General features: G+C 72.0%; 21 protein-coding genes. 11 read left to right on the top strand and 10 right to left on the bottom strand.

What is annotated here, in order from left to right:
- Positions 1-175: 175 nt before the first annotated feature.
- Positions 176-1,387, bottom strand: a complete 1,212-nt coding sequence (hutI, locus tag ABGB12_RS07350; RefSeq protein WP_347675506.1) for an imidazolonepropionase — start codon at positions 1,385-1,387, stop codon at positions 176-178.
- Between the two features lie 331 nt (positions 1,388-1,718).
- On the bottom strand, positions 1,719-3,134 hold the full coding sequence (gene hflX, locus ABGB12_RS07345; RefSeq protein WP_347675505.1) for a GTPase HflX: 1,416 nt from the start codon (positions 3,132-3,134) through the stop codon (positions 1,719-1,721).
- Between the two features lie 185 nt (positions 3,135-3,319).
- Here hflX and aceB point away from each other — a divergent pair, with 185 nt between their 5' ends.
- The 6 genes from aceB (at position 3,320) to ABGB12_RS07315 (ending at position 10,221) form a co-directional block, all read left to right on the top strand.
- The gene (aceB, locus tag ABGB12_RS07340; protein WP_347675504.1) at positions 3,320-4,915 is read left to right on the top strand and encodes a malate synthase A; all 1,596 of its coding nucleotides are present in this window, start codon (positions 3,320-3,322) and stop codon (positions 4,913-4,915) included.
- Positions 4,916-4,954: 39 nt separating this feature from the next.
- Positions 4,955-6,379 (top strand): FAD-linked oxidase C-terminal domain-containing protein, encoded by a 1,425-nt coding sequence (locus ABGB12_RS07335; protein WP_347675503.1) that lies wholly within the window; start codon positions 4,955-4,957, stop codon positions 6,377-6,379.
- Positions 6,379-7,497 (top strand): FAD-binding oxidoreductase, encoded by a 1,119-nt coding sequence (locus tag ABGB12_RS07330; RefSeq protein ID WP_347675502.1) that lies wholly within the window; start codon positions 6,379-6,381, stop codon positions 7,495-7,497. The genes ABGB12_RS07335 and ABGB12_RS07330 overlap by 1 nt, the downstream gene beginning before the upstream one ends.
- On the top strand, positions 7,498-8,769 hold the full coding sequence (locus ABGB12_RS07325) for a heterodisulfide reductase-related iron-sulfur binding cluster (RefSeq protein ID WP_347675501.1): 1,272 nt from the start codon (positions 7,498-7,500) through the stop codon (positions 8,767-8,769).
- An 81-nt stretch (positions 8,770-8,850) separates the two neighbouring features.
- Entirely contained in the window at positions 8,851-9,495 is a 645-nt protein-coding gene (locus ABGB12_RS07320) for a hypothetical protein (protein WP_347675500.1), read from the top strand.
- Positions 9,496-9,594: 99 nt separating this feature from the next.
- Positions 9,595-10,221 (top strand): hypothetical protein, encoded by a 627-nt coding sequence (locus ABGB12_RS07315; RefSeq protein WP_347675499.1) that lies wholly within the window; start codon positions 9,595-9,597, stop codon positions 10,219-10,221.
- Here the strand turns inward: ABGB12_RS07315 and ABGB12_RS07310 are convergent.
- From ABGB12_RS07310 to miaA, 6 genes are all read right to left on the bottom strand, one after another.
- Positions 10,200-11,810 (bottom strand): ABC transporter family substrate-binding protein, encoded by a 1,611-nt coding sequence (locus ABGB12_RS07310; RefSeq protein ID WP_347675498.1) that lies wholly within the window; start codon positions 11,808-11,810, stop codon positions 10,200-10,202. The genes ABGB12_RS07315 and ABGB12_RS07310 overlap by 22 nt on opposite strands.
- Positions 11,807-13,201, bottom strand: coding sequence for an ATP-binding cassette domain-containing protein (locus ABGB12_RS07305; protein WP_347675497.1), 1,395 nt, complete (start codon positions 13,199-13,201; stop codon positions 11,807-11,809). Before ABGB12_RS07305 ends, ABGB12_RS07310 begins: the two co-directional genes overlap by 4 nt.
- On the bottom strand, positions 13,198-14,085 hold the full coding sequence (locus ABGB12_RS07300) for an ABC transporter permease (protein WP_347675496.1): 888 nt from the start codon (positions 14,083-14,085) through the stop codon (positions 13,198-13,200). Before ABGB12_RS07300 ends, ABGB12_RS07305 begins: the two co-directional genes overlap by 4 nt.
- On the bottom strand, positions 14,082-15,029 hold the full coding sequence (locus ABGB12_RS07295) for an ABC transporter permease (protein WP_347675495.1): 948 nt from the start codon (positions 15,027-15,029) through the stop codon (positions 14,082-14,084). The genes ABGB12_RS07300 and ABGB12_RS07295 overlap by 4 nt, the downstream gene beginning before the upstream one ends.
- 281 nt (positions 15,030-15,310) lie before the next feature.
- Complete coding sequence (locus ABGB12_RS07290; protein ID WP_347675494.1) at positions 15,311-16,078, bottom strand: hypothetical protein; 768 nt, start codon at positions 16,076-16,078, stop codon at positions 15,311-15,313.
- A 52-nt stretch (positions 16,079-16,130) separates the two neighbouring features.
- The gene (miaA, locus tag ABGB12_RS07285) at positions 16,131-17,045 is read right to left on the bottom strand and encodes a tRNA (adenosine(37)-N6)-dimethylallyltransferase MiaA (RefSeq protein ID WP_347676090.1); all 915 of its coding nucleotides are present in this window, start codon (positions 17,043-17,045) and stop codon (positions 16,131-16,133) included.
- Positions 17,046-17,162: 117 nt separating this feature from the next.
- Between miaA and ABGB12_RS07280 the strand changes: the two genes are divergently transcribed.
- The gene (locus ABGB12_RS07280; RefSeq protein ID WP_347675493.1) at positions 17,163-17,363 is read left to right on the top strand and encodes an antitoxin; all 201 of its coding nucleotides are present in this window, start codon (positions 17,163-17,165) and stop codon (positions 17,361-17,363) included.
- On the opposite strand, the gene ABGB12_RS07275 is transcribed toward ABGB12_RS07280, so the two are convergent.
- Together ABGB12_RS07275 and miaB are read right to left on the bottom strand one after the other, a co-directional pair.
- Positions 17,350-18,024 carry a class III extradiol dioxygenase subunit B-like domain-containing protein gene (locus tag ABGB12_RS07275; protein ID WP_347675492.1) on the bottom strand — a complete coding sequence of 225 codons (675 nt, stop codon included), beginning with the start codon at positions 18,022-18,024 and terminating at the stop codon, positions 17,350-17,352. The two genes, ABGB12_RS07280 and ABGB12_RS07275, sit on opposite strands and share 14 nt — an antisense overlap.
- A 10-nt stretch (positions 18,025-18,034) precedes the next feature.
- The gene (miaB, locus tag ABGB12_RS07270; RefSeq protein WP_347675491.1) at positions 18,035-19,540 is read right to left on the bottom strand and encodes a tRNA (N6-isopentenyl adenosine(37)-C2)-methylthiotransferase MiaB; all 1,506 of its coding nucleotides are present in this window, start codon (positions 19,538-19,540) and stop codon (positions 18,035-18,037) included.
- Positions 19,541-19,685: 145 nt separating this feature from the next.
- Here miaB and ABGB12_RS07265 point away from each other — a divergent pair, with 145 nt between their 5' ends.
- The 4 genes from ABGB12_RS07265 to ABGB12_RS07250 are packed head-to-tail and all read left to right on the top strand — an operon-like array spanning position 19,686 to position 22,889.
- A complete protein-coding gene (locus ABGB12_RS07265; protein ID WP_347675490.1) occupies positions 19,686-20,435 on the top strand; it encodes an amino acid ABC transporter ATP-binding protein in 750 nt (249 codons plus the stop codon).
- 30 nt (positions 20,436-20,465) lie between these two features.
- A complete protein-coding gene (locus ABGB12_RS07260; protein WP_347675489.1) occupies positions 20,466-21,314 on the top strand; it encodes a glutamate ABC transporter substrate-binding protein in 849 nt (282 codons plus the stop codon).
- A gap of 37 nt (positions 21,315-21,351) precedes the next feature.
- Positions 21,352-22,023, top strand: coding sequence for an amino acid ABC transporter permease (locus ABGB12_RS07255; protein WP_347675488.1), 672 nt, complete (start codon positions 21,352-21,354; stop codon positions 22,021-22,023).
- Positions 22,020-22,889 carry an amino acid ABC transporter permease gene (locus tag ABGB12_RS07250; protein WP_347675487.1) on the top strand — a complete coding sequence of 290 codons (870 nt, stop codon included), beginning with the start codon at positions 22,020-22,022 and terminating at the stop codon, positions 22,887-22,889. The genes ABGB12_RS07255 and ABGB12_RS07250 overlap by 4 nt, the downstream gene beginning before the upstream one ends.

The following is a 22,889-nucleotide window of genomic DNA, read 5'->3' as shown; positions in this document are numbered from 1 at the left end:
GCCCGAAGCACGGCGTCCGCTCGGGACGCGGCCCGCGAGAACCGGGAACAGGCCGTCTTCGCGCCCGCGCGGGAGCCGGGCCCCGCGGTCGCTGAAGCAGGAAAGAGAATCAGGCCCGGACGGACGGCCGCCCCTTCGCGCGAAGAGCCGGCGCCCGTCCCGTCCGGACGACGGATCAGGCCTGGACGGGCGTGCCGCCCCGCCAGACGCGCAGCGCGCGCAGCCCGTACGCCCACGCGAAGGCGCCTTCGTGGTCGGCGTCCCACAGGACGATGTCGGCGTACATGCCGCGGGAGAGCGTGCCGCGGTCGGAGACGCGCAGCGCGGCGGCCCCGCCGATGGTGGCGGCCCGCAGCGCCTCGGTGACGCTCATCCCGAACATCGCGACGGCCAGGCCCACGACCAGGGGCATCGAGGTGATGCCGCACTCGCCGGGGTTGTGGTCGGTGCCGAGCGCCACGGTGACGCCCCGGTCGAGCATGGCGCGCACCGGGGCCTTGCGGCCGGTGCGCAGGGCGCTGCCCGGGCAGACGGTGGCGGTGACGCCGGCGTGCGCGAGGGCCTTGATGTCCTCTTCGGAGGCCTCGGTGAGCAGGTCGGCCGAGGCGCAGCCGATCTCGGCGGCGACCTGGGCGGCACCGCTGCGGTCGGACATGCAGGCGTGGATGCGCGGCTTCAGGCCGACCTGCTTGCCCGTGTAGAGCATGATGCGGGCCTCGTCGGCGGTGAAGTGCCCCTCGTCGCAGTAGACATCGACGCTGTCCGCGCCGGCCGCGGCGGCGTCGGCCGTCCACTGGCGGACTGCCTCGACGTAGTCGCGGCGGCGGCCGAAGTACTCGGGCGGCAGCACGTTGGCGGCCAGGAGGGTGGCGTGGATGCGCGGCATGGCCGGCTCGTTCTCCAGGGAGCGCAACATGCGGATGTCGGCGAGCTCGCCGTCCCTGGTGAGGTGGAAGCCGGTCTTGGCCTCGACGGTGGTGGTGCCCGACAGCACCCAGGCGCGCAGCCTCTCGCGCACGCTGTTGCACAGCGTCCACGGGTCTGTGCCCCGGGTGACGGTGACGGTGGAGCCGATGCCGCCGCCCGCCGAGGCGATCTCCTGGGAGCTGGCGCCGCTGGTGCGCATGGCCAGCTCGGCCCAGCGGTTGCCGGCGTAGACGGGGTGGGAGTGGGCGTCGATGAGCCCGGGGGTGACCAGGCCGCCGCCGAGGTTCTCCACGTGGTCGACGTCGACGATGTCGTCGATGACGCCGGGGACGCTGGAGGGGAGGTCGGAAGCCTGTCCGGCCCAGACGATGCGGTCCTTGTGGATGAGGATCGCGGCGTTGCTGCAGACATCGGTGCCGGTCCACAGGCGTCCGATGTTCGTCAGCAGGCGAACCGTCATAGTTGTGTCACCGAACCGTCCGCTGGGAGGGATCGACCGGACGTCAAGAGCCACCTGCTCTCGTTCGTGCCGTCCGACTGGATGCCGGGTGGCGGGTACCGACCGGTGCTCGGCTGAGCACCGGGAGCGACGAGACCGGAGATATCGGTTTCGTCACGGTAGTGCACGTCAGGCCCGCCATACAACCTCTTGACAGCAAACGTGGCACGGTCCGGGAAAGTTCCTCACAACCCTAGAACGAACGGGCCCTCGATGGGGCCCGAACGCGCTATCTGTGGCTCTTCGGTGACCGGTTCGGTGCCGAACACCGGTGAGCGCCGGCGGGTGCCCGTCAGTGTCCCAGCGGCGCCACTTCGAAGCCCTCGAGTTCGACGGCGAGCTCCAGCGGCACCCGGGCCAGGAGCTCCGTCCCCTCGTCGCGGTGCTCGGTCTTGAGGACCTCGCCCTCGGCGTGGACCCGGGCGGCCAGCGCCGCCTGGGCGTACGGCACCAGCACGTGCACCCTGCGGTCGAACTGCGGCAGCTCGGCCTCGACCAGCTCCATCAGCTCGCCGACGCCGGCGCCGGTCCGCGCGGAGACCACCACGCTGCGCGGGTAGGCGCGGCGCAGTCCGGAGACGACCATCGGGTCGGCCGCGTCCGCCTTGTTGATCACGATGATCTCGGGGATCGACGCGGCGTCGACCTCCGAGAGCACCTCGCGGACCGCGGCGATCTGCGCCTCCGGCTCGGGGTCGGAGCCGTCCACCACGTGCAGGATCAGGTCGGCCTCGGCGACCTCCTCCAGGGAGGAGCGGAACGCCTCGACGAGCTGGTGCGGCAGGTGCCGGACGAACCCCACCGTGTCGGTCAGTGTGAACGGCCTGCCCGACGGGGTGGCCGCCTTGCGCACGGTCGGGTCCAAGGTGGCGAACAGCGCGTTCTCCACCAGTACTCCCGCCCCGGTCAGCCGGTTGAGGAGCGAGGACTTGCCCGCGTTGGTGTAGCCGGCGATCGCCACCGACGGCACCCGGCGGGCCCGGCGCGCGGCGCGCTTGGTCACCCGGGACTTGGACATCTCGGCGATCTCGCGCCGCAGCTTGGCCATCCGGGTGCGGATGCGCCGCCGGTCCAGCTCGATCTTGGTCTCACCGGGGCCGCGGCCGCCGATGCCGACGCCGCCGGCCGCCCGGCCGCCGACCTGGCGGGAGAGGTTGCCGCCCCAGCCGCGCAGGCGGGGCAGCAGGTACTCCAGCTGGGCCAGTTCGACCTGGGCCTTGCCCTCGCGGGACTTGGCGTGCTGGGCGAAGATGTCGAGGATCAGCGCGGTGCGGTCGATGACCTTGACCTTGCAGATCTCCTCCAGGGTGCGCAGCTGCGAGGGCGTGAGCTCGCCGTCTGCGATCACGGTGTCGGCGCCGGTGGCCAGCACCACGTCCGCCAGCTCCTCGGCCTTGCCCGAGCCGATGTAGGTGGCCGGGTCGGGCTTGGCGCGCCGCTGGATCAGCCCCTCGAGCACCTCCGAGCCCGCGGTCTCGGCCAGCAGCGCCAGCTCGCGCAGCGAGTTCTCGGCGTGCTCGAGCGTGCCCTCCGTCCAGACGCCCACCAGGACCACCCGTTCGAGCCGCAGAGCGCGGTACTCGACCTCGGTGACGTCCCGGAGCTCGGTGGACAGGCCGCCCACCCGCCGCAGCGCCTGCCTGTCGGCGAGGTCGAACTCTCCCGTGGTCTCGTAGTCCTCGAACGGTCGAGAATTGAACTCAGTCATGTTCCTCCTGGCTGTACCAACACCGGACAGCGCTGGGTTCTTCCATGTCCAGCCTGCCACGAGGACCCCTCGATGTTCACCTGGGTTTCCCCACCCCCGCTTTGGAGCAGGCCTCCTTCTAGAGCTAGGCTTTTCATTACTCAGAAGTAGTTTTTCACCTGGCGAAAAGAAGAAAGGTCCCGATCATGGGCGTTGAGGTCACCGGACCCACCAACGAGCGATTCGATGAGATCCTCACCCCCGAGGCCCTGCAGTTCGTCGGCGCCCTGCAGCGCGAGTTCGGTGAGCGCCGCCTGGAGCTGCTGGCCAAGCGCGCCGAGCGGCAGGAGGCGCTGAACCAGGGCGGCACCCTGGACTTCCTGCCCGAGACCGCCGGGGTCCGCTCCGACGACACCTGGCGGGTGGCCGAGCCCGCGCCCGGCCTGGAGGACCGCCGGGTCGAGATCACCGGCCCCACCGACCGGAAGATGACGATCAACGCCCTGAACTCGGGCGCCAAGGTGTGGCTGGCCGACTTCGAGGACGCCAACACCCCGCTGTGGAACAACATGATCGAGGGCCAGCTCAGCCTGCGGAACGCCCTGGACCGCACGATCGACTTCACCGACGAGAAGACCGGCAAGAGCTACTCCCTCAAGCCCGACGAGGAGCTCGCCACCATCGTCGTCCGCCCGCGCGGCTGGCACATGGAGGAGAAGCACGTCACCGTCGACGGCAAGGTGATGTCCGGCTCGCTGTTCGACTTCGGCCTGTACATGTTCCACAGCGCCCGCCGCCAGCTGGCCAAGGGCAAGGGCCCGTACTTCTACCTGCCGAAGATGGAGTCGCACCTCGAGGCCCGCCTCTGGAACGACGCCTTCAACCTCGCCGAGGACGAGCTGGAGCTGCCCCGCGGCACCATCCGCGCCACCGTCCTGATCGAGACCATCCCGGCCGCGTTCGAGATGGAGGAGATCCTCTACGAGCTGCGCGACCACTCCGCGGGCCTGAACGCCGGCCGCTGGGACTACCTGTTCTCGGTCATCAAGAAGTTCCGCTCCCGCGGCGCCCAGTTCGTCCTGCCCGAGCGCAACGCCATCACGATGACCGCGCCGTTCATGCGCGCCTACACCGAGCTGCTCGTCCGCACCTGCCACAAGCGCGGCGCGCACGCGATCGGCGGCATGGCCGCGTTCATCCCCTCCCGCAAGGACGAGGAGATCAACCGGGTCGCGTTCGAGAAGGTCCGCGCGGACAAGACCCGTGAGGCCACCGACGGTTTCGACGGCTCCTGGGTCGCCCACCCCGACCTGGTCCCGGTCTGCCGCGAGGTCTTCGACTCCGTCCTGGGCGAGAAGCCCAACCAGCGCGACCGCCTCCGCGAGGAGGTCCAGGTCTCGGCCGCCGACCTGCTGTCCGTCGACAAGACCCCGGGTGAGATCACCGAGGCCGGCCTGCGCAACAACATCGACGTGGCGCTGCGCTACCTGGCCGCGTGGCTGAACGGCTCGGGCGCGGTGGCGATCCACAACCTGATGGAGGACGCGGCCACCGCCGAGATCTCCCGCTCGCAGGTCTGGCAGTGGATCTACAACGGGATCAAGCTGCCCGACGGCACCCTCATCACCAAGGACCTGGTGAACGGGCTGCTGGACGAGGAGCTGGCCAAGATCCAGGCGGAACTGGGCGACGCCTACAATTCCGACCGGTACAACGAGGCGGTGGCCCTCTTCAAGGAGGTCACCCTCGCCGACGAGTACAGCGAGTTCCTCACCACCCCGGCCTACGTCCGCTTCCCGTAAGCGGGGGCGAGCAGGGGAAGGACGCGAGAAGGAGAGCCGATGCCGCGGAGACTGGCCGAACGCTTCCGTGAACGGCTGGGGCCGGACTCCGTCATCGACGATCCCGTGAGGCTGCGCACCTACGAGTGCGACGGGCTGACGTACCACCGGGCCGTTCCCGGCCTGGTGGTACTGCCCGAGTCCGCCGAAGAAGTGGCCGCCGTCGTGCGCGCGTGCGTGGACGCGGGCGTCCCGTACGTCGCGCGCGGCAGCGGCACCGGCCTGTCCGGCGGAGCGCTGCCCCGCACGGACGGCGTCCTGATCGTCACCTCCCGGATGCGCCGCATCCTGGAGATCGACCTGGACAACCAGCGGGCCGTGGTGGAGCCGGGCGTCATCAACCTGGACGTCACCAAGGCGGTGCGCCCGCAGGGCTACTACTACGCCCCCGACCCCTCCAGCCAGCAGATCTGCTCCATCGGCGGGAACGTGGCGGAGAACTCCGGCGGAGCGCACTGCCTGAAGTACGGCTTCACCGCCAATCACGTGCTGGCCTGCGAGGTCGTCACGCCCGACGGCGAGATCGTCACTCTGGGGGACGGGCCGGGCTACGACCTCCTCGGCGCGTTCATCGGCTCCGAGGGCACCCTGGGCATCACCACGAAGATCACCGTGCGGCTCACCCGGGCCCCGCAGGCGGTCGAGACGCTGCTGGCCGCCTTCCCCTCCGTCGAGACGGCCGGCGCCGCGGTCAGCGCGATCATCGGCGCGGGCATCGTCCCGGCCGCGGTCGAGATGATGGACGCCCTGGCGATCGAGGCGGCCGAGGCCGCGGTGGCCTGCGGCTATCCGGCGGGCGCCGCCGCCGTCCTCGTCGTCGAGCTGGACGGTCCCGAGCCCGAGGTCGCCGACCAGTTCGCCCGGGTGCGGCGCCTGTGCGCCGAGGCCGGGGCGTTCGAGCAGCGCGTCGCCCGCGACGACGCCGACCGCGCCCTCATCTGGAAGGGCCGCAAGTCCGCCTTCGCCGCCGTCGGCCGCATCTCCCCCGCCTACATCGTCCAGGACGGCGTCATCCCCCGGACCGCCCTCCCGGAGGTCCTGGCGGGCATCGACAGGCTGTCGCGCGAGTCGGGTGTCCGGGTCGCCAACGTCTTCCACGCCGGGGACGGCAACCTGCACCCGCTCGTCCTGTTCGACGACGCCGAAGAGGGCGCGGGCGAACGCGCCGAGCTGGTCTCCGGCGCCATCCTCGACCTGTGCATCCGGCACGGCGGCTCCATCACGGGCGAGCACGGCGTCGGCGTGGACAAGGCGCGCTACATGCCCCGCATGTTCACCGAGGCCGACCTCGACACGATGCAGATGGTGCGCTGCGCGTTCGACCCGCCGAACCTGTGCAATCCCGGCAAGGTCTTCCCCACCCCTCGCCTGTGCGGCGAGGTCCCGAGGGTCCGCAAGGGCTCGCCCGACGGAGAACTGTTCTGATGTTCGACTCCCGCCCGGTCACCGACGAGGACGCGATCCTCGGAGTCCGCCCCAAGTACGTGGTCGAGCCCTCGACCGTCGCGGAGGCCGCCGCCGTCATGCGCGTCGCGCACGAGGAGGGCCTCACCGTCGTCCCGCGCGGCAACGGCACCCGCCTCCACTGGGGCCCCCCGCCGCGGGCGTGTGACGTCGTCATCGACACCCGCAAGCTCGACAGGGTGGTCGAGCACGCCGCGGGCGACCTCGTCGTGACGGTCGAGGCGGGCCTGCCCGTCCGGTCGCTCCAGGACGTCCTGCGGACGACGGGCCAGCAGCTCGCGCTGGACTCCGCGTTCCCCTCCACCGTCGGCGGCCTGGTGGCGACGGCCGCCGCGGGTCCCCGGCGGCTCCTGTACGGCACGGCACGCGACCTGCTCATCGGCGTCACGGTCGTCCGCGCCGACGGCACCATCGTGAAGTCCGGCGGCAAGGTCGTGAAGAACGTCGCCGGGTACGACCTCGGCAAGCTCTACACCGGCTCGTTCGGCACCCTCGGCCTCATCGTCAAGGCGTCGTTCCGCCTGCACCCCCTCCCCGAACAGCAGGTGTACGTCACGACGGACGGCCGTGACCCCCAGCGCCGCGTGCGCTCGCTCCTGCACAGCCACCTGGTCCCCAGCGCGATCGAGGTGGACGGCGACGGCACGGTGGCCGCCCTGTTCGAGGGCACCGCCGCCCGCCTCCGCGCCGAGGAGGCCCTGGCTCTGCTGGGCGGGGACGCCGAGGCCTGCGACACGCCTCCCGCGTGGTGGGGCCGCTACCCCGACGGCGAGGTCCTGGTCGAGGTCCAGGGCAAACCGACGGACCTGTCCGCGCTCCTGGCGGTGCGGGACGCGTGGCTGCGCGGCTCGGCGGGCTCTGGCGTCTGGTTCCTGGGAACGTCGGCGGACGCCGCGCCCCGTCTGGTCTCCAAGCTGCGTGAACACCTGCCCGCGGTCGTCCGCTACGCTCCCGCGCACGTCCGGGAGGAGCTCGACCTCTGGGGCCCCACTCCCGCCCTGTCCCTCATGCGCAGGGTGAAGGACCAGTTCGACCCGGACCGTCGGCTGTCCCCCGGCCGTTTCATCGGAGGCATCTGAATGAGCGACGATCTCGGCAAGCTCCTCGGAGACTGCGTCCACTGCGGCTTCTGCCTTCCGACCTGCCCCACGTACGTGCTGTGGGGTGAGGAGATGGACTCTCCGCGCGGCCGTATCCACCTCATGCAGCAGCACCACGAGGGGACGCCCCTCACCCCCGAGATGGCCGGGCACTTCGACGCGTGCCTGGGCTGCCTCGCCTGCGTGACCTCCTGCCCGTCCGGCGTGCAGTACGACCGGCTGATCGAGTCCACCCGGGAGGAGGTCGAGCGCGTCCATCCGCGGACTCCGGCCGAGCGCGCGCTCCGCGAGGCCGTCTTCGCCCTCTTCCCCTATCCGGCGCGCCTGCGGGCCCTGCGCGGTCCGCTGCGGCTCTACCAGAAGAGCGGGCTGAGCAGGCTCGTCGGGCCCGTCCTGGAGCGGCTCAGCCCGGTCCTGGCCGCGATGGAGCGCCTCGCGCCCCCGCTGGGCCGCGCCTACCGCCTGCCCTCTGTGATCCCGGCCCGCGGCGGGCGGCGCGCGACCGTCGGCATGCTCACCGGCTGCGTCCAGCGCGAGTTCTTCCCCCAGGTCAACTCCGCGACGGCCCGCGTGCTGGCGATGGAGGGCTGCGACGTCCTCATCCCCAGGGGCCAGGGCTGCTGCGGCGCGCTGTCCCTGCACTCGGGGCGGGCGGACGAGGCCAGGCGGTTCGCCCGGGCGACGATCGTCGCCTTCGAATCGGCCGACGTCATCGTCGTCAACTCCGCGGGCTGCGGCTCGGCGATGAAGGACTACGCCGCGCTGCTGGCCGATGAGCCGGAGTGGGCGGGCCGCGCCGAGGCGCTCAGCGCCAAGACGAAGGACTTCAGCGAGTTCCTGGCCGAGCTCGGCCCCCGCGCCGAACGCCATCCGCTGCGGCTCACCGCCGCCTACCACGACGCCTGCCATCTCGCGCACGGCCAGGGCGTCCGGGTCCAGCCCCGCTCGCTGCTGGCGGGCATCCCCGGACTGGAGCTGCGGGAGATCGCCGATCCCGACGTCTGCTGCGGCTCCGCCGGCACCTACAACCTGTTCCAGCCGGAGGCCGCCGGCGAGCTCGGCGACCGCAAGGCCGCGAACGTCGCGGCGACGGACGCGGGCCTGCTGGTCGCGGCCAACCCCGGCTGCACCCTGCAGATCGCCACGGCACTGCGCCGGCGGGGCCTGGAGCTGCCGGTGGCGCATCCCGCGCAGGTCCTCGACGCCTCGCTGCGCGGCCTGGACCCGGGCGTCCTGGGCGTCTCCCTGTGACCCGCCCGCCGCCGCGACCCCGGAAAAGCGCTTTCCCGATCATGCGTTAGGCTCCCGCGCAATTCAGCAAGGGGATCTTCGATGACCGGATCACACCGCTCGGCGGGAAGCCGCCGAAAGAAGAGCAACACCGGCAGGATCGCCACCGCGGCGGCGCTCACCGCGGTGCTCGGCGCGGGGGCCGTCTGCGCGGTCGTCCTCATCGTGAAGGAGGGGGAGACCTCCCCCGCGGCGCGGTCCCCCGCCGTCACGGGCTCTCCCTCGGTGCCCGCGCCCGAGGCGGGGGAGCCGGTCGCCCTCACCAGCACCGATGGTTTCACCTACCGGATCGCCGCGGTGGGCGGCGGCCGGAAGGTGAACGGCCAGGCGTACATCGACTACACGATCACCAACACCGGCCCCGGCAAGGCCCCGATGGAACGGCCGGGCGACCTGTTCCTGGACCGGGGGAAGACGCTGTCCGGCTCGCGGTGCATGGAGCAGCCCGGGGCCGAGAAAGGAAAGTGCACGCTGGAGAACAGCAGCACGATCATCGGTTATGTGGACGGTGCTCCGCCCTTGGTGGTGGAGGGCGCGGATGAGTACATCCCGGCCGGCGCGTCCTATCTCATCCGGATCTCGACCCGGGAGCGGGTGAAGGAACTGACCCGACAGGATCTTGCGCTCTACGTGTGGGACGTGCGGTTCATCGAAGATCGAAAAGCTCGACTCATTCCCTTTCCGTAACAACTACCGCCTCTTCATGCCCTCCTGGGGTGATTTATACCGGACCGTTCCAATATGCTGCGTCGGCAATCCCTTACTCGAGACCCCTTGGGAAGATCGTTGTCAGGCACGCACCGCGCCAGGTCCACCCAGAAGAAGACCCCGGGGAAAACCCTCCCCGCGGTCATCGCCGCCGCCGTCGCCGTGGTCGCCATCGGCGTGGCGATCTTCCTCATCCGCCCGGGCGAGGAGACCGCCGACCCCGCGAGCCAGAACGCCCCGGCCGCGGCGAGCACCCCCGAGACCGGGACGCGGCTGGAGCTCACCAGCACCGAGGACTACAGCTACTCCCTGGGCGCGATCAAGGCGGACCTGGACTCCGAAGGCCACGCCTACATCGAGTACCTGGTCACCAACACCAGCGGCCAGACCGTCCCATTCGAGGCGCCCGGCCAGCTCTTCCTCCCCCAAGAGGAGGCCGGCACCAAGGTGTGCGCCGACCAGGAGGGCACCGACGCCGGCCTGTGCAGCCCGCCGACCAAGTGGGAGATCGCGGGCTTCGTGGGTGACACGCCGCCCTCCCCCGACGGGGTCGACCAGTACATGCCCGCCGGCGCGTCCTTCATCGTCCGGGTGACCACCAAGTCCCCCGTCGCCGAGTCCGCCGACGTCGCGAACTTCAAGCTCTACGTATGGGATGTCCGCTTCACCAGGAACCGGATCGCTCAGGAGATCCCCCTGCCGTAGCCGATGTCCTCATACTGCAGCTGCCGGAGGCCCCTCGCCCCGATGTTGACCAGCCTGCGGTCCAGAACCACCAGCTGCGGCCGCTGGTAGAGCGGGATCACCGCCGCCTGCTTCCACAGCAGCTCGTCGGCCCGGCCGACGAGAGCGGCCCCGCGCTCCGGATCCGGTTCCCGCCCCGCCCGCGCCAGCAGCGCGTCGATCCGCGCGCTGCCGGCACCGGTGAAGTTCTGCCCGCCACCGCGGGTGAAGACCGACGCCATGTCCGAGGCGGGGAACGGCGTGCCCAGCCAGGAGAACGACACCAGGTCGAAGTCCCCGCGCACCACGCGGCCGCTGATCAGCTCGTTCTGCGGCACCGCCTGGAGCACCACCCGGAAACCGGCCCGCGCGAGCATCGCCTGGATCAGCTCGGCCTCGTCCCGGGCCGCCGGGTTGCCCGCCGGGACGACGAACCGCAGTGACGGCCGGGCACCGGCCAGCAGCGCCCGGGCCAGGCCGAGGTCTGGCGCCGGAGCCAGATCCCGATAGCCGGGCCTGCCCCTGGTCAGGAAGTGGCTGCCCAGCGTCTCGACCGGACTGTCGAGCTGTTCCAGCGCGGCCCTGGCCAGCAGCCTCCGGTCCAGCGCCAGCAGCACGGCCCGGCGGACGGCCGGATCGGCCAGCGGTCCCCGGCCCGCGTTCAAAGTCAGATGGCGCCAGTCGGGCCCCGCCGCACGCCGCACCTCCGCCCACGGCAGCCCGGCGCCGCGCCGGTAGGCCCCCGGATCGTCACCCGCCTCCAGCAGGTCCAGCTCCCGGTTGGCGAAGGCCCCGGCCCGCGCGGCCGGAGCCAGCGCCCGGAACCGGATCTCGTCCAGCTTGGCCGGCCTCCCCCACCACGCCGGGTCGCGCACCAGCGTCACGGCCTGCCCCGCCTCGTCCAGCGAACCCACCCGGAACGGCCCCGCCGTGACCGGTATCCGCCCCCGCCACCCCTCGTTGAAGGACTCGGGCCGGCTGTTCGTCTCCGCCGGGTACAGCGGGCTGAACAGCACGCGCCAGTCGGCGAACGGCTCGCGGAAGACCACCACGACCTCGGTGTCGCTCCGCCCCCTGCGCACCGAGGCGATCTGCCGGTACCCCACGTCGGAGGCGATCCGGAACCGCTCGTCCCGCCCCGACAGTGCTCTGGCCTGCGCCGCGAAGTCCCGGTAGGAGAGCCGTCTCCCGTCGGACCACCGCGCCCGCGGATTCACCCGGTACCGGACGACCTGCCGGCGTCCCGTCCGCATCCGCGCGCTCAGCACGTAGTCCGGGTCCGGCCGCACCACGCCCCGCTCGTCGCTGACCATCGTGAACGGCATCAGCCCCCGCAGCACCAGCTCCGAGGCGCCGTCCATCCCGTTCACCTGGTGGAAGTTCCACTGCCCCGGGAACGACGGCAGCGGCCAGCGCAGCGCTCCCCCGTCCCGGATCTCCCCCCGGGGGGCCGGCCGCAGGTCCGCCAGGGCGGGCGGCCCGTCCGGGACCGGCTCCCGCGGCACGGCGCAGGCGGCGGTCCCCGCCAGCGACAGCGCCGAGAGCGCCGCGCTCCAGGCGGACGTCCTCATGACCGGATCCGCCCGTCCCTCAGGACGAGGACCCTGTCGGCCAGCCGCGCCAGCACGCCCTCGTCGTGGGAGACCAGCAGGCAGGCCAGCCCCAGCCTGTCGCGCAGCCCGCCCAGCAGCGCCGTGATCCCCGCCTTGGCCCGCACGTCCAGCGCCGACACCGGCTCGTCGGCCAGCAGCAACCGGGGGGAGGGCGCCAGCGCCCGCGCGATCGCCACCCGCTGGCGCTGCCCTCCGGAGAGCGCCCGCGGGTGGCGCTCCGCCGTCTCCAGCGGAAGCTCCACCAGCTCCAGCAGCTCCTCCACCCGTCCTCGTACCGGCAATCCGTGCACCCGCAGCGGCTCCGCCACGATCTGCCGCACCGTCATCCGCGGGTTCAGCGACGCCCACGGGTCCTGGAACACGGGCTGGACCAGCGCTCTCAGCTCCCGCCGAGCCGTCCGGGACAGTTCCGCCACGTCCCGGCCGCAGACCTCGATCCGCCCCTCCTCGGGGCGCTCCAGCCGCAGCACCTCCCGCAGCAGCGTGGTCTTCCCCGCCCCCGACGCCCCGGACAGCCCGACGATCTCGCCTTCCCCCACCTCCAGCGCGACCCCGTCGAGCACCCTGGCCCCGCCGCGGCTCCGCTTCAGCCCGCGGACGGCCAGCACCTCCTGGCGCCTCTCCCGCGAGGCTCCTTCGGAACGGACGGGGACGGGCGGGAGGGCGCCGGGCCCGTCGGTGTGCAGGGTCACCACCCGCCTCGCCCGGCGCCGTACGACCTCCGGATCGTGGGAGATCAGCAGGAGGCCCGTACCCGACGTGGCGCACAGGCCGTGGAGGAGGTCCAGGACCTGCTCCCTGACCTGCGGGTCGAGGGAGGCGGTGGGCTCGTCCGCGATCAGGACGGCGGGTCGGTGCGCCGCGGCCATCGCGATGAGGACGCGCTGGCGCATGCCGCCGGACAGTTCGCGGGGGTAGGCGCGGTGGCGGCCGGCCGGGATCCCGACCGCCTCCAGGAGTTCCCCCGCCCGCCTCCGCGCGCCTGCCCGTCCGGCGTGCGCCCGGACCGCCTCGGTGACCTGGGCGCCCACCGGATAGGCGGGGCTCAGCGCCGCCAGGGGGTCCTGGAAGACCATGGCGATGTCGCGGCCCCGGATCCGCGACCAGTCGCGCTCGGTCAGGCCGTTCAGCGGCCTGCCCAGGAGGCGGACCTCCCCCTCGGCGCGGGCGTGCCGGGGCAGCAGTCCCAGGAGGGCCAGGGCCGTCGCGGACTTTCCCGCGCCCGACGCGCCCACCAGGGCGACGGTCTCGCCCGCCTCCACGTCGAAGGACAGGTCGTCCACGACCCGCCGGTCGCCGAAGGTCACGCGCAACCGCCTGACCCCGAGGTTCACGGGCCGCGCGCTCATGGGTCCCGGTCCAGGACGCGGTGCAGACCGTCGCCCAGGAGGTTGACCGCCAGGACGATCAGGGTCAGCAGGACGGCGGGCGGGACGAACAGCCAGGGGTGGACGGTGGCGGCGGAGGTCCCGTCGGCGATGAGGGTGCCCAGGGAGACGTCCGGGGGGCGCACGCCGAAGCCGAGGAAGGCCAGCCCGCTCTCCCCCACGACGGCCAGGCCCACGTTGACGGTGGCGTCGGCGACCAGGAGGCCGGTCAGGTTGGGGAGCAGGTGGCGCAGGACGACGCGGCGGCGGGACGCGCCCAGGTAGAGGGCGGCCAGGACGAACTCGCGTTCTGCCAGCGCGCGGGCCTGAGCCCGGACGGCCCGCGCGGTCAGCGGCCACAGGAAGGCGGCGAGCAGCAGGACGACCGTGCCCCAGGAGGCGCCCTCGGGGGCGAGGACGGCCACCAGCAGGACGCCCGGCAGCACCAGGAGGAGGTCCGCGGCGCCCATGAGCAGCCGGTCGGCCAAGCCGCCGACGAGGCCGGCGAAGGCTCCCGCGACGGCGGCGATCGCGGTGGCCAGCAGCCCGGCGGCGAGGCCGACCGCCAGGGAGCGGCGCATGCCGCGCAGGCTGAGCGCGAACATGTCGCGGCCCGTGCCGGTGGTGCCGAACCAGTGGCGGGCCGAGGGCGGCTCGCGCAGCGCGGTCAGGTCCAGTGCCCGCCAGTCCCGGCCGGCGGCTCCGGACAGGGCCAGGAGGAGCAGCGCGGCCAGCAGGACGGCGCCGCAGACCGCGGCCCTGTCCCGGGCCGCCCGCCGCGCGGGGCCGCCCTCGCGCGGCCTGAGCCGTCCGAACCCCCGGAAGTGGCGGGCGCGCCGCCGCAGCGGATGCGCCAGGCCCATCATGCGCGGCTCCCCGGGACCAGGACGCGGTGCGCGATCCCGGCGAGGACGGTGGCGGCCGGGACGAGCAGGGCGGCCAGGGCGATGCAGGCGGCGACCGGGTGCGGGTCGGCCTCGCGCAGCGAGTCCAGCAGCCACGCCCCCATCCCGTGCCTTCCGTAGGCCTGTTCGATGAAGGCCGCGCCGAGCAGCAGCAGGCCGAGGTCGTAGGCGAAGAAGGTGGCCGTGGGGACGAGCGCGACGCGCAGCCCGTGTTTGAAGAAGGCCCGGTGCAGGCCCAGGCCGCGGGCGCGCGCGGCCTTCACGTGCTCGGCCTCCACCAGTTCGCGCATCAGCGACCGCTGGTAGCGGCTGTAGAGCGCCGCCTGGACCAGCGCGACCGTCACGGTCGGCAGGACCAGGTGCTGGAGCCGCGAGGCGAGGCCCGTCCCGTCCCCCGTCCATTGGAAGAGGTGTGTGCCCGTCGCGGCGTTGACGTGCTGCGCTCCCAGCTGCAGCAGGACCGCCAGCACGAAGACGGGCGTGGCCAGCAGCACGTGGGAGAGCATCGTCAGCGCCTTGTCCGTTCCGGGATGCAGCGCGGAGAAGGCTCCCAGCAGCACTCCGAGGACGGCCCCCAGCACGGTGCCGGGCAGCAGCAGGAACAGGCTCGTCCGCAGTCTCCGGGGCAGTTCTCCGCTGACGGGGGCGCCGCGCAGGGTGCGCCCGAAATCCCCGCGCACCGCTCCGGAGGCCCAGGTCAGGTAGCGGGTGTGCAGCGGGGTGCGGTCGTTGAGGTTCAGCGCGGTCAGCTCGGCCTCGATCGCCGCCTGCGGGGGCCGCGGCCGTGCCGACTCCAGGCGGGCGCGCGGATCCAGGCCCGCCCCGGCCAGCAGGTAGCCGAGGCTGGCCGCCACGGCCGCCAGCACAAGGGCGGACGAGCAGCGGCGGACGAGCAGGACCAGCATCACCGCTCCCGTCGAGGACAACAGAGAGCAAGTGAGATATCACGATGAGCGATGCCGGTTCACGCCGTTCACGCAGAAGGGCATGAGGGAAAAGGGAAGGGCCGGTCGGTCGTCCCCCGCCAAGAGTATGACCGCCGGCCCTTCTGGTTCGCCGCTCGTCCCGGGGCTCCCGACCCGGTGGCGTGCGTACCCCCTTACATGGAAAAAGGTACGGTCCCGAAGATCCCGCCCTTAAGGGACAGTTGTCCCGACTTCGACGGGCCTCTCCGAAGGGACATCGCTCAGCCCTTGTCCCTGGCGCGCAGGCCCGCCGTCTCGTACGCCCTGGCCACGAGCTCGACGAGCTCCTCCCCTTCGGCCTTGTCGAGCACGGAGAACGCCTGCTGGACGAGCTGGTCGGTGACCCGCTCGGCCTCCTGCCAGCGGGCCCGCACCTCGTCGGTGATCTCCTCCTCCGGCGCCTGCCAGCCGAAGAGCAGGACCTGGTCCGCGGCCTTGAAGATCGGCGACCCGCCCACCAGGATGGCCTGCACCGGGGTCAGCCCGGCCGCCCTGACCGCCAGGAAGTGCAGTCCGGCGCGGTACTCCCGCAGGACGTGGATCAACTGCATGGCCCTCGCCCTGCCGTCCTCCGCCAGCGGCATGGCCCGCCATCCGGCGAACAGCGGCGCGCCCGTGACGTCCCCGTTGCCGACCACGGCGAGCAGCAGCTCGGCCAGCCGGTCGGCCTCCTCGAAGGAGGCGAGCTTGCGCCGGCCGAACCCGTGGCAGGCGCCCAGGTAGCCCTCCGCCGCCCGGGCCGCGGGCATGGGCACCGACTCCCACGCCTCCCGGACGGCCCGCGGGTGGAAGACGCCCACCGCCGAGGTCACGACGTCGGCGTCGACGTCGCCGAGCACTCCGCAGCGTCCCTTCATGTACGGCCCCATGAAGCCGGGGACTCCGGTGCTCTCTCCGAACTCCCGGGTCTCACGGGAGAACATGAACGCCCCGCCGAGCTCCTGGATGGGACGGCTGACGCGCCAGGCCACCGTCGTGGGTTCCGTCATGACCCCTCCTCGAATAAACCGAATTCCATTCGGGAAGAGGTTATGACAAACGTCAGGCCGAGGGCACCCCCGTGTCGCCCCCGCCCGCCTCCAGCGCCAACTCCAGCAGGTCGGGCGCGTCGTACGGCAGCCAGCGGATGCGCGGATCGCGGCGGAACCACGACTCCTGGCGGCGGGCGAACCGCCGGGTCGCCCGGATCGTCTCCTCCCTGGCCTGCTCCTGCGTCCACTCCCCCGCGAGGAACCGCAGCACCTGGGCGTAGCCGAGCGCCGCCGAGGCCGTGCGGCCCTGGCGCAGCCCCGCCTTCTCCAGCTCCCCGACCTCCTCGACGAACCCGGCCTCCCACATGCGCGCGACCCGCAGCGCGATGCGCTCGTCGAGCTCGGGACGGGGCACCAGCAGCCCCAGCTGCACCGTTCCGGGCTCCCGGTACCGGTGTTCGGGCAGGCTGGCGGTGAAGGGACGGCCGGTCAGCTCGATGACCTCCAGGGCACGGACGATCCGGCGCCCGTTGCTCGGCAGGATCACCCGCGCCGCCTCGGGGTCCGCGGTCCGCAGCCGCTCGAACAGCGCCCCCGAGCCCCGCTCGGCCAGCTCCGCCTCCAGCCGGGCCCTGATCCGCGGGTCCGTGCCCGGGAACTCCATCTCGTCCAGCGCCGCCCGGACGTAGAGGCCCGACCCGCCCACCAGGACGGGCGTCCGGCCGCGCTCCCCGATCCGCGCGATCACCTCGTGCGCCATCCGCTGGTACTCCGCGACGCTGGCCGGCTCGGTGACGTCCCAGACGTCCAGCAGGTGGTGGGGCACCCCGCGCCGCTCCTCGACGGTGAGCTTGGCGGTGCCGATGTCCATGCCGCGGTAGAGCTGCATGGAGTCGGTGTTGACCGCCTCGCCGCCCAGGCGCAGCGCTATTTCGACGGCCAGATCCGACTTGCCCGCCGCGGTCGGTCCGACCACAGAGATCACGTTCACGAGTTATCAGTTTCCACGGGTAGGGGTAGCGGCAGGTTCGCGGGTAGATACCGATGAGACCGGCGGACGCCACCGGAAGGCGCCGCCAGAACCAGTATCGGGGGACCGGAAATGAGCATCGTCCAGAAGTTCATGGACCTGCTGGGCAAGCACGGGGACAAGGCGGGTCCGGCCATCGACAAGGCCGGCGACATGGTCGACCGCAAGACCGGGGGCAAGTACCACAAGCAGATCGACGAGGTGCAGCGCAAGGCCAGGGAGGCAGCCGAGCAGCAGGCGCGGCGCGGGCAGCAGCCGCCTACGTCCAGGTAGCCACGAAATACCCCACGCCGTAGGGAGCCTCGTCGGCCAGCAGCTCACCCCGCAGCGGGCCGCCCCCGGCCGACGCGGCCCCGGCGAGGACCTGCCAAGCCGCCCGCCCCGCCGCCATCAGCTCACCGGACAGCACGGGATCGAGCCGCCCGAGCGCGGCGGCGTCCGCCTCCCCGAGAGCCCGCGCCGCCTCGCGGTCGTAGGGGCCCGCCCGCTCGTCCAGATAGCCGGGGGCCTTCTCGTCCCGGCAGGCCGAGCCGTCGCCCATGACCAGCAGCGACACGTCGTCCCGCGCCAGTTCCCGGCCCAGCTCCAGGCAGGCGCCGGGCTCGGCGTCGAACGCCACGGACTGCAGGCGCGCCCGCCGTTCCCCGTCCAGCAGCCAGCGGCCGACCGTCAGGGACAGCGGCAGCACCGGCTCGCCCTGCCCGACCTTCAGCTCCAGCCCGTAGGGGTGGAACGAGCCCGCGGCCGAGGAGTCGAACGCCCGGGTCTCGGGACCTGTGCCCACCACCACGAGCTCACCGGCGTCGGCCTCCAGGAGCGGCCGGATCGCCCGGCGGCAGGCCTCGCGCAGCCCCTCCAGCTCCCCGGCGGCCGCACCGGCCAGCTCGGGCACCAGCAGAGGCGGATGCGGGCAGACCGCGGCGCGGATCAGCACTCCCGCCCCCTCACGGGCAGGTGGAACAGCCGGAGGACACCGGGGCCGCCGCCGGGGCGCCGATCTTCGGCATGCCCAGCGAGACCGCCGAGCCCCGCTCCGGCGCCTCCTGCCGGGCCTGCCAGGCGTCCCCCGCACGGGTGCGCCGGACGGACCGGACGGGCGCGTCGGCCAGCAGGTGGTGGGGCGCGGCGTAGGTGACCTCGACCGTCACCAGGTCGCCGGGGCGCACCTCCTCGTCGGGGCGCCGGAAGTGCACCAGCCGGTTGTCGCGGGCCCGCCCGGACAGCCGCCGGGTGGCGCCGTCCTTGCTGCCCTCGCCCTCGGCCACCAGCACCTCCAGTGCGCGGCCGACCTGCTTCTTGTTCTCGTCCCAGGAGATCTGCTCCTGCAGCTCGACGAGCCGCTCGTAGCGGACCTGGACGACCTCCTTGGGCACCTGGTCCTCCATGGTCGCCGCGGGGGTCCCGGGGCGCTTGGAGTACTGGAAGGTGAACGCCTGGGCGAACCGCGCCTCGCGCACCACGTGGAGGGTCTGCTCGAAGTCCTCCTCGGTCTCGCCGGGGAAGCCCACGATGATGTCGGTGGTGATCGCCGCGTCCGGGATCGACGCCCGCACCCGGTCGATGATGCCCAGGTAGCGCTCCTGCCGGTAGGAGCGGCGCATCGCGCGCAGCACCGCGTCCGAGCCGGACTGCAGCGGCATGTGCAGCGAGGGCATGGCGTTCGGGGTCTCGGCCATCGCCGCGATCACGTCGTCGGTGAAGTCCTTGGGGTGCGGGGAGGTGAACCGGACCCGCTCGAGTCCGTCGATCCCGCCGCAGGCGCGCAGCAGCTTGGCGAACGCGGCCCTGTCGCCGAACTCCGAGCCGTAGGCGTTGACGTTCTGGCCCAGCAGCGTCACCTCGAGCACGCCCTCGGCGACCAGCGCCTCGACCTCGGCGAGGATCTCGCCGGGCCGACGGTCCTTCTCCTTGCCGCGCAGCGAGGGGACGATGCAGAACGTGCAGGTGTTGTTGCAGCCGACGGAGACCGACACCCAGGCGGCGTAGGGGGACTCGCGGCGGGTGGGCAGCGTCGAGGGGAAGACCGACAGGGACTCCTCGATCTCGACCTGCGCCTCCTGCCGCACGCGGGCGCGCTCCAGCAGCACCGGCAGCGCGCCGATGTTGTGGGTGCCGAACACCACGTCCACCCAGGGGGCCCGCTTGACGATCGTGTCGCGGTCCTTCTGGGCCAGGCATCCGCCCACCGCGATCTGCAGGCCGTTCTCGGCCTGCCTGCGCAGGTGGCCGAGGTTGCCGTACAGGCGGTTGTCGGCGTTCTCCCGCACCGCGCAGGTGTTGAAGACGATGACGTCCGGCTCGCCGTCCGCCTTGACGTACCCGGCCGACTCCAGCAGCCCTGCCAGGCGTTCGGAGTCGTGGACGTTCATCTGGCAGCCGTACGTGCGGATCTCGTAGGTGCGGGGCGCCTCGGCCGCGTGGTCTGCGTGAGCGGGGTTCATGACGTTCATGGCGTTCCCAGGGTACCCGTGCGCGCCCTCCTCGCAGGCCCGGCGGGAAACTCCGGCAGGCGGCCCGAGGATCACATTCTCGTGATCAGATAGATATCGCCGAGACCCTCCCGTGATCCACGTCTGTCACGTAGCGTCCTGGCGTATGACGGACAGCGGCGAGCCGCTCGTGGTGCTGGAGAACGTCAACAAGCACTTCGGCGATCTCCATGTGCTCAAGGACATCGACCTCACGATCGACCGGGGCGAGGTCGTCGTGGTGATCGGCCCCTCCGGGGGCGGCAAGTCCACCCTCTGCCGGACGATCAACCGCCTGGAGACCATCGACTCCGGGAAGATCACCCTGGACGGCGAACCCCTGCCCCAGGAGGGCAGGGCGCTGGCCCGGCTGCGCTCCGAGGTCGGCATGGTCTTCCAGTCCTTCAACCTCTTCGCGCACAAGACGATCCTGCAGAACGTCACCCTCGGCCCGGTCAAGGTCCGCAAGGTCCCCAAGGCGCAGGCCGAGCAGGAGGCCATGGCCCTGCTGGAGCGCGTCGGCATCGCCTCCCAGGCCGCCAAGTTCCCCGCCCAGCTGTCGGGCGGCCAGCAGCAGCGCGCCGCCATCGCCCGGGCGCTGGCGATGCGGCCCAAGCTCATGCTGTTCGACGAGCCCACCTCCGCGCTCGACCCCGAGATGGTCGCCGAGGTGCTGGAGGTCATGACCGACCTCGCCCGCGAGGGCATGACCATGATCGTCGTCACCCACGAGATGGGCTTCGCCCGCAGCGCCGCCCGACGCGTCGTCTTCATGGCCGACGGGCGGATCGTCGAGCAGAGCACCCCCGAGGAGTTCTTCACCGAGCCCCGCACCGACCGGGCCCGCGACTTCCTCTCCAAGATCCTGAGGCACTGAGCAGGCACCTGACGAAAGGGAACCCCTTCCATGCGCCGTATCGCCCTGACCCTGGCCGCCTTCGCCCTCGGCGCCACCGCGCTGTCCGCCTGCGGAGGCGGAGACTCCTCCACCGGCCTCGTCGACAAGGCGAAGAACGACAAGAAACTGACGATCGGCGTGAAGATCGACCAGCCCGCGCTGGGCGTCAAGAAGCCCGACGGGTCGATGGAGGGCTTCGACGTCGACGTCGCCCGCTACATCGCCGAGAAGCTGGGCGTGCCCGAGAGCGGCATCACCTGGAAGGAGACCATCTCCGCCAACCGGGAGCCGTTCCTCCAGCAGGGGCAGGTCGACCTCGTCGTCGCCACCTACTCGATCCTGGACGAGCGCAAGGAGAAGGTGACCTTCGGCGGCCCCTACATCGTGGCCCACCAGGACATCATGGTCCGCGGCGACGACACCTCCATCACCAAGGTCGAGGACCTCAAGGGCAAGCGGATCTGCCAGGCGTCCGGCTCCAACTCCTACAAGCGCATCACCGACCCCGCCCCCAACGGCCGGGGCATCAGCGCCAAGCTCGTCCCCGCCGGCGCCTACAGCGAGTGCATCACCAAGCTCAAGGGCGGCACCCTCGACGCCGTCACCACCGACGACCTCATCCTGGCGGGCTTCGCCTCCCAGGGCGGAGACTTCAAGATCCTCGGCACCCCCTTCACCGACGAGAAGTACGGCGTCGGCATGAAGAAGGGCGACACCAAGGGCTGCGAGGCCGTCAACGACGCGATCACCGAGATGTACAAGGACGGGACCGCCGCGCAGCTGCTGAGCAAGTGGTTCGGCAACGCCAAGGGCCTGCAGCTGCCCACCGAGGCGCCCGCCCTCGAGGGCTGCGCCTGACCGGCGGACCGAGCCGAACCCACGGCGGGAGAGGACCATGTCAGCACTGATCGAGAACTTCGACGCGATCCTCGGCGGCTTCTGGTCGACGATCCGGCTGACCGCGATGAGCGCAGTCCTCTCCCTGCTGCTGGGCACCCTGCTGGTGGCGCTGCGGGTCTCCCCCGTCCCGGTGCTGCGCGGGATCGGGACGGTCTACGTCAACGTCCTGCGCAACACCCCCCTCACCCTGGTGCTGCTGTTCTGCTCGCTGGGCATCAGCAACACCCTGCAGCTGAACTTCGACGCCGACGACCCCCAGTTCAACGGCTACTGGCTGGCCGTCCTCGGGCTGACCGCCTACACCTCCACCTTCGTCTGCGAGACCCTGCGCTCGGGCGTCAACACCGTGCCCCTGGGGCAGGCGGAGGCGGCTCGGGCCATCGGCCTGACCTTCACGCAGTCGATGCGGGCGGTGATCCTGCCGCAGGCCTTCCGCACGGTCATCGCCCCGCTCGGCAGCGTGCTCATCGCGCTGACCAAGAACACCACCGTCGTCATCGTCGCGGGCTACGCGGAGGCGGCGTTCGTCATGAAGGACATGCTCTATGAGAGTACGGGGACCGTCGTCGCGGTGTTCCTCGGCTTCGCGGCGGGCTACATGATCCTCACCCTGCCGACCGGCTACCTCACCGGCCTGCTGGCCCGGCGGCTGGCGGTGCGCCGATGAGCGCGGGGGTGCTGTTCGACGCGCCGGGTCCGCGCGCACGGCTGCGGCACAACGTCCTGACGCTCCTCGGCGTGGTCCTGATCCTGCTCGCGGCCTGGTTCGTCTGGGCGCGCTTCGAGGATGCGGGGCAGTGGGACGGCGCCCTGTGGAAGCCGTTCCTGGATCCCGAGGTGTGGACCGGCCTGATCCTTCCGGGCCTGTGGGGCACCCTGTCGGCGGCGGCCGTCGCCGCGGTGCTCACCCTGGTGTTCGGGGTGGTCTTCGGCCTGGGCCGGCTGTCGGACCACTGGTGGCTGCGGCTGCCGGCGACCTGGGTGGTGGAGTTCTTCCGCGCCATCCCCGTCCTGATCATGATCTTCTTCGCCCAGGCCGGGGCATTCGCGCTCTCCGGCTATGTGATGCCGGCCTTCTGGGCCGTGGTGATAGGGCTGACCCTCTACAACGGCTCGGTCCTGGCCGAGGTGTTCCGCGCCGGCGTCCAGGCGGTGCCGCGCGGGCAGTCCGAGGCCGCTTACGCGCTCGGCCTGCGCAAGGGCGGCGTCATGCGGCTGATCCTGCTGCCCCAGGCCGTCACCGCGATGCTCCCGGCGATCGTCAGCCAGATGGTGGTACTGCTCAAGGACACCGCCCTGGGCTACATCATCACCTACGAGGACCTCCTGAACTCCGGCTTCCGGGTCATCCCCGCCAACTACGGCAACGTCATCCCCGCCGCGATCGTCGTGGCCGCCATCTACATCCTCATCAACCTGGCGCTGGGACGGCTGGCCACCTGGCTCGAGAGGCGCAGCCGCCGCAGCCGCAAGTCCACCGCCGCGACGGCGAAGGCCGATCCGGTGGTGGGAGTGCCGCCTCTCGGCGCCTGA

The sequence above is a fragment of the Actinocorallia sp. B10E7 genome, assembly GCF_039871655.1.
Classification (GTDB): domain Bacteria; phylum Actinomycetota; class Actinomycetes; order Streptosporangiales; family Streptosporangiaceae; genus Actinocorallia.
Note: the sequence above shows the minus strand (reverse complement) of the source record. Positions and strands in the feature narration are given on the sequence as shown.

What these genes read in the sequence shown, in the direction of transcription:
- ABGB12_RS07280 (WP_347675493.1), top strand. Translation starts at nt 17,163, where the DNA reads ATGAGCATCGTCCAGAAGTTCATGGACCTGCTGGGCAAGCACGGGGAC.
- ABGB12_RS07255 (WP_347675488.1), top strand. Translation starts at nt 21,352, where the DNA reads ATGTCAGCACTGATCGAGAACTTCGACGCGATCCTCGGCGGCTTCTGG.
- ABGB12_RS07325 (WP_347675501.1), top strand. Translation starts at nt 7,498, where the DNA reads ATGAGCGACGATCTCGGCAAGCTCCTCGGAGACTGCGTCCACTGCGGC.
- hutI (WP_347675506.1), bottom strand. Translation starts at nt 1,387, where the DNA reads ATGACGGTTCGCCTGCTGACGAACATCGGACGCCTGTGGACCGGCACC.
- ABGB12_RS07290 (WP_347675494.1), bottom strand. Translation starts at nt 16,078, where the DNA reads ATGACGGAACCCACGACGGTGGCCTGGCGCGTCAGCCGTCCCATCCAG.
- ABGB12_RS07250 (WP_347675487.1), top strand. Translation starts at nt 22,020, where the DNA reads ATGAGCGCGGGGGTGCTGTTCGACGCGCCGGGTCCGCGCGCACGGCTG.
- ABGB12_RS07305 (WP_347675497.1), bottom strand. Translation starts at nt 13,201, where the DNA reads ATGAGCGCGCGGCCCGTGAACCTCGGGGTCAGGCGGTTGCGCGTGACC.
- ABGB12_RS07320 (WP_347675500.1), top strand. Translation starts at nt 8,851, where the DNA reads ATGACCGGATCACACCGCTCGGCGGGAAGCCGCCGAAAGAAGAGCAAC.
- miaB (WP_347675491.1), bottom strand. Translation starts at nt 19,540, where the DNA reads ATGAACGTCATGAACCCCGCTCACGCAGACCACGCGGCCGAGGCGCCC.
- ABGB12_RS07265 (WP_347675490.1), top strand. Translation starts at nt 19,686, where the DNA reads ATGACGGACAGCGGCGAGCCGCTCGTGGTGCTGGAGAACGTCAACAAG.
- ABGB12_RS07300 (WP_347675496.1), bottom strand. Translation starts at nt 14,085, where the DNA reads ATGATGGGCCTGGCGCATCCGCTGCGGCGGCGCGCCCGCCACTTCCGG.
- ABGB12_RS07260 (WP_347675489.1), top strand. Translation starts at nt 20,466, where the DNA reads ATGCGCCGTATCGCCCTGACCCTGGCCGCCTTCGCCCTCGGCGCCACC.
- ABGB12_RS07295 (WP_347675495.1), bottom strand. Translation starts at nt 15,029, where the DNA reads ATGCTGGTCCTGCTCGTCCGCCGCTGCTCGTCCGCCCTTGTGCTGGCG.
- hflX (WP_347675505.1), bottom strand. Translation starts at nt 3,134, where the DNA reads ATGACTGAGTTCAATTCTCGACCGTTCGAGGACTACGAGACCACGGGA.
- ABGB12_RS07310 (WP_347675498.1), bottom strand. Translation starts at nt 11,810, where the DNA reads ATGAGGACGTCCGCCTGGAGCGCGGCGCTCTCGGCGCTGTCGCTGGCG.
- ABGB12_RS07335 (WP_347675503.1), top strand. Translation starts at nt 4,955, where the DNA reads ATGCCGCGGAGACTGGCCGAACGCTTCCGTGAACGGCTGGGGCCGGAC.
- ABGB12_RS07330 (WP_347675502.1), top strand. Translation starts at nt 6,379, where the DNA reads ATGTTCGACTCCCGCCCGGTCACCGACGAGGACGCGATCCTCGGAGTC.
- aceB (WP_347675504.1), top strand. Translation starts at nt 3,320, where the DNA reads ATGGGCGTTGAGGTCACCGGACCCACCAACGAGCGATTCGATGAGATC.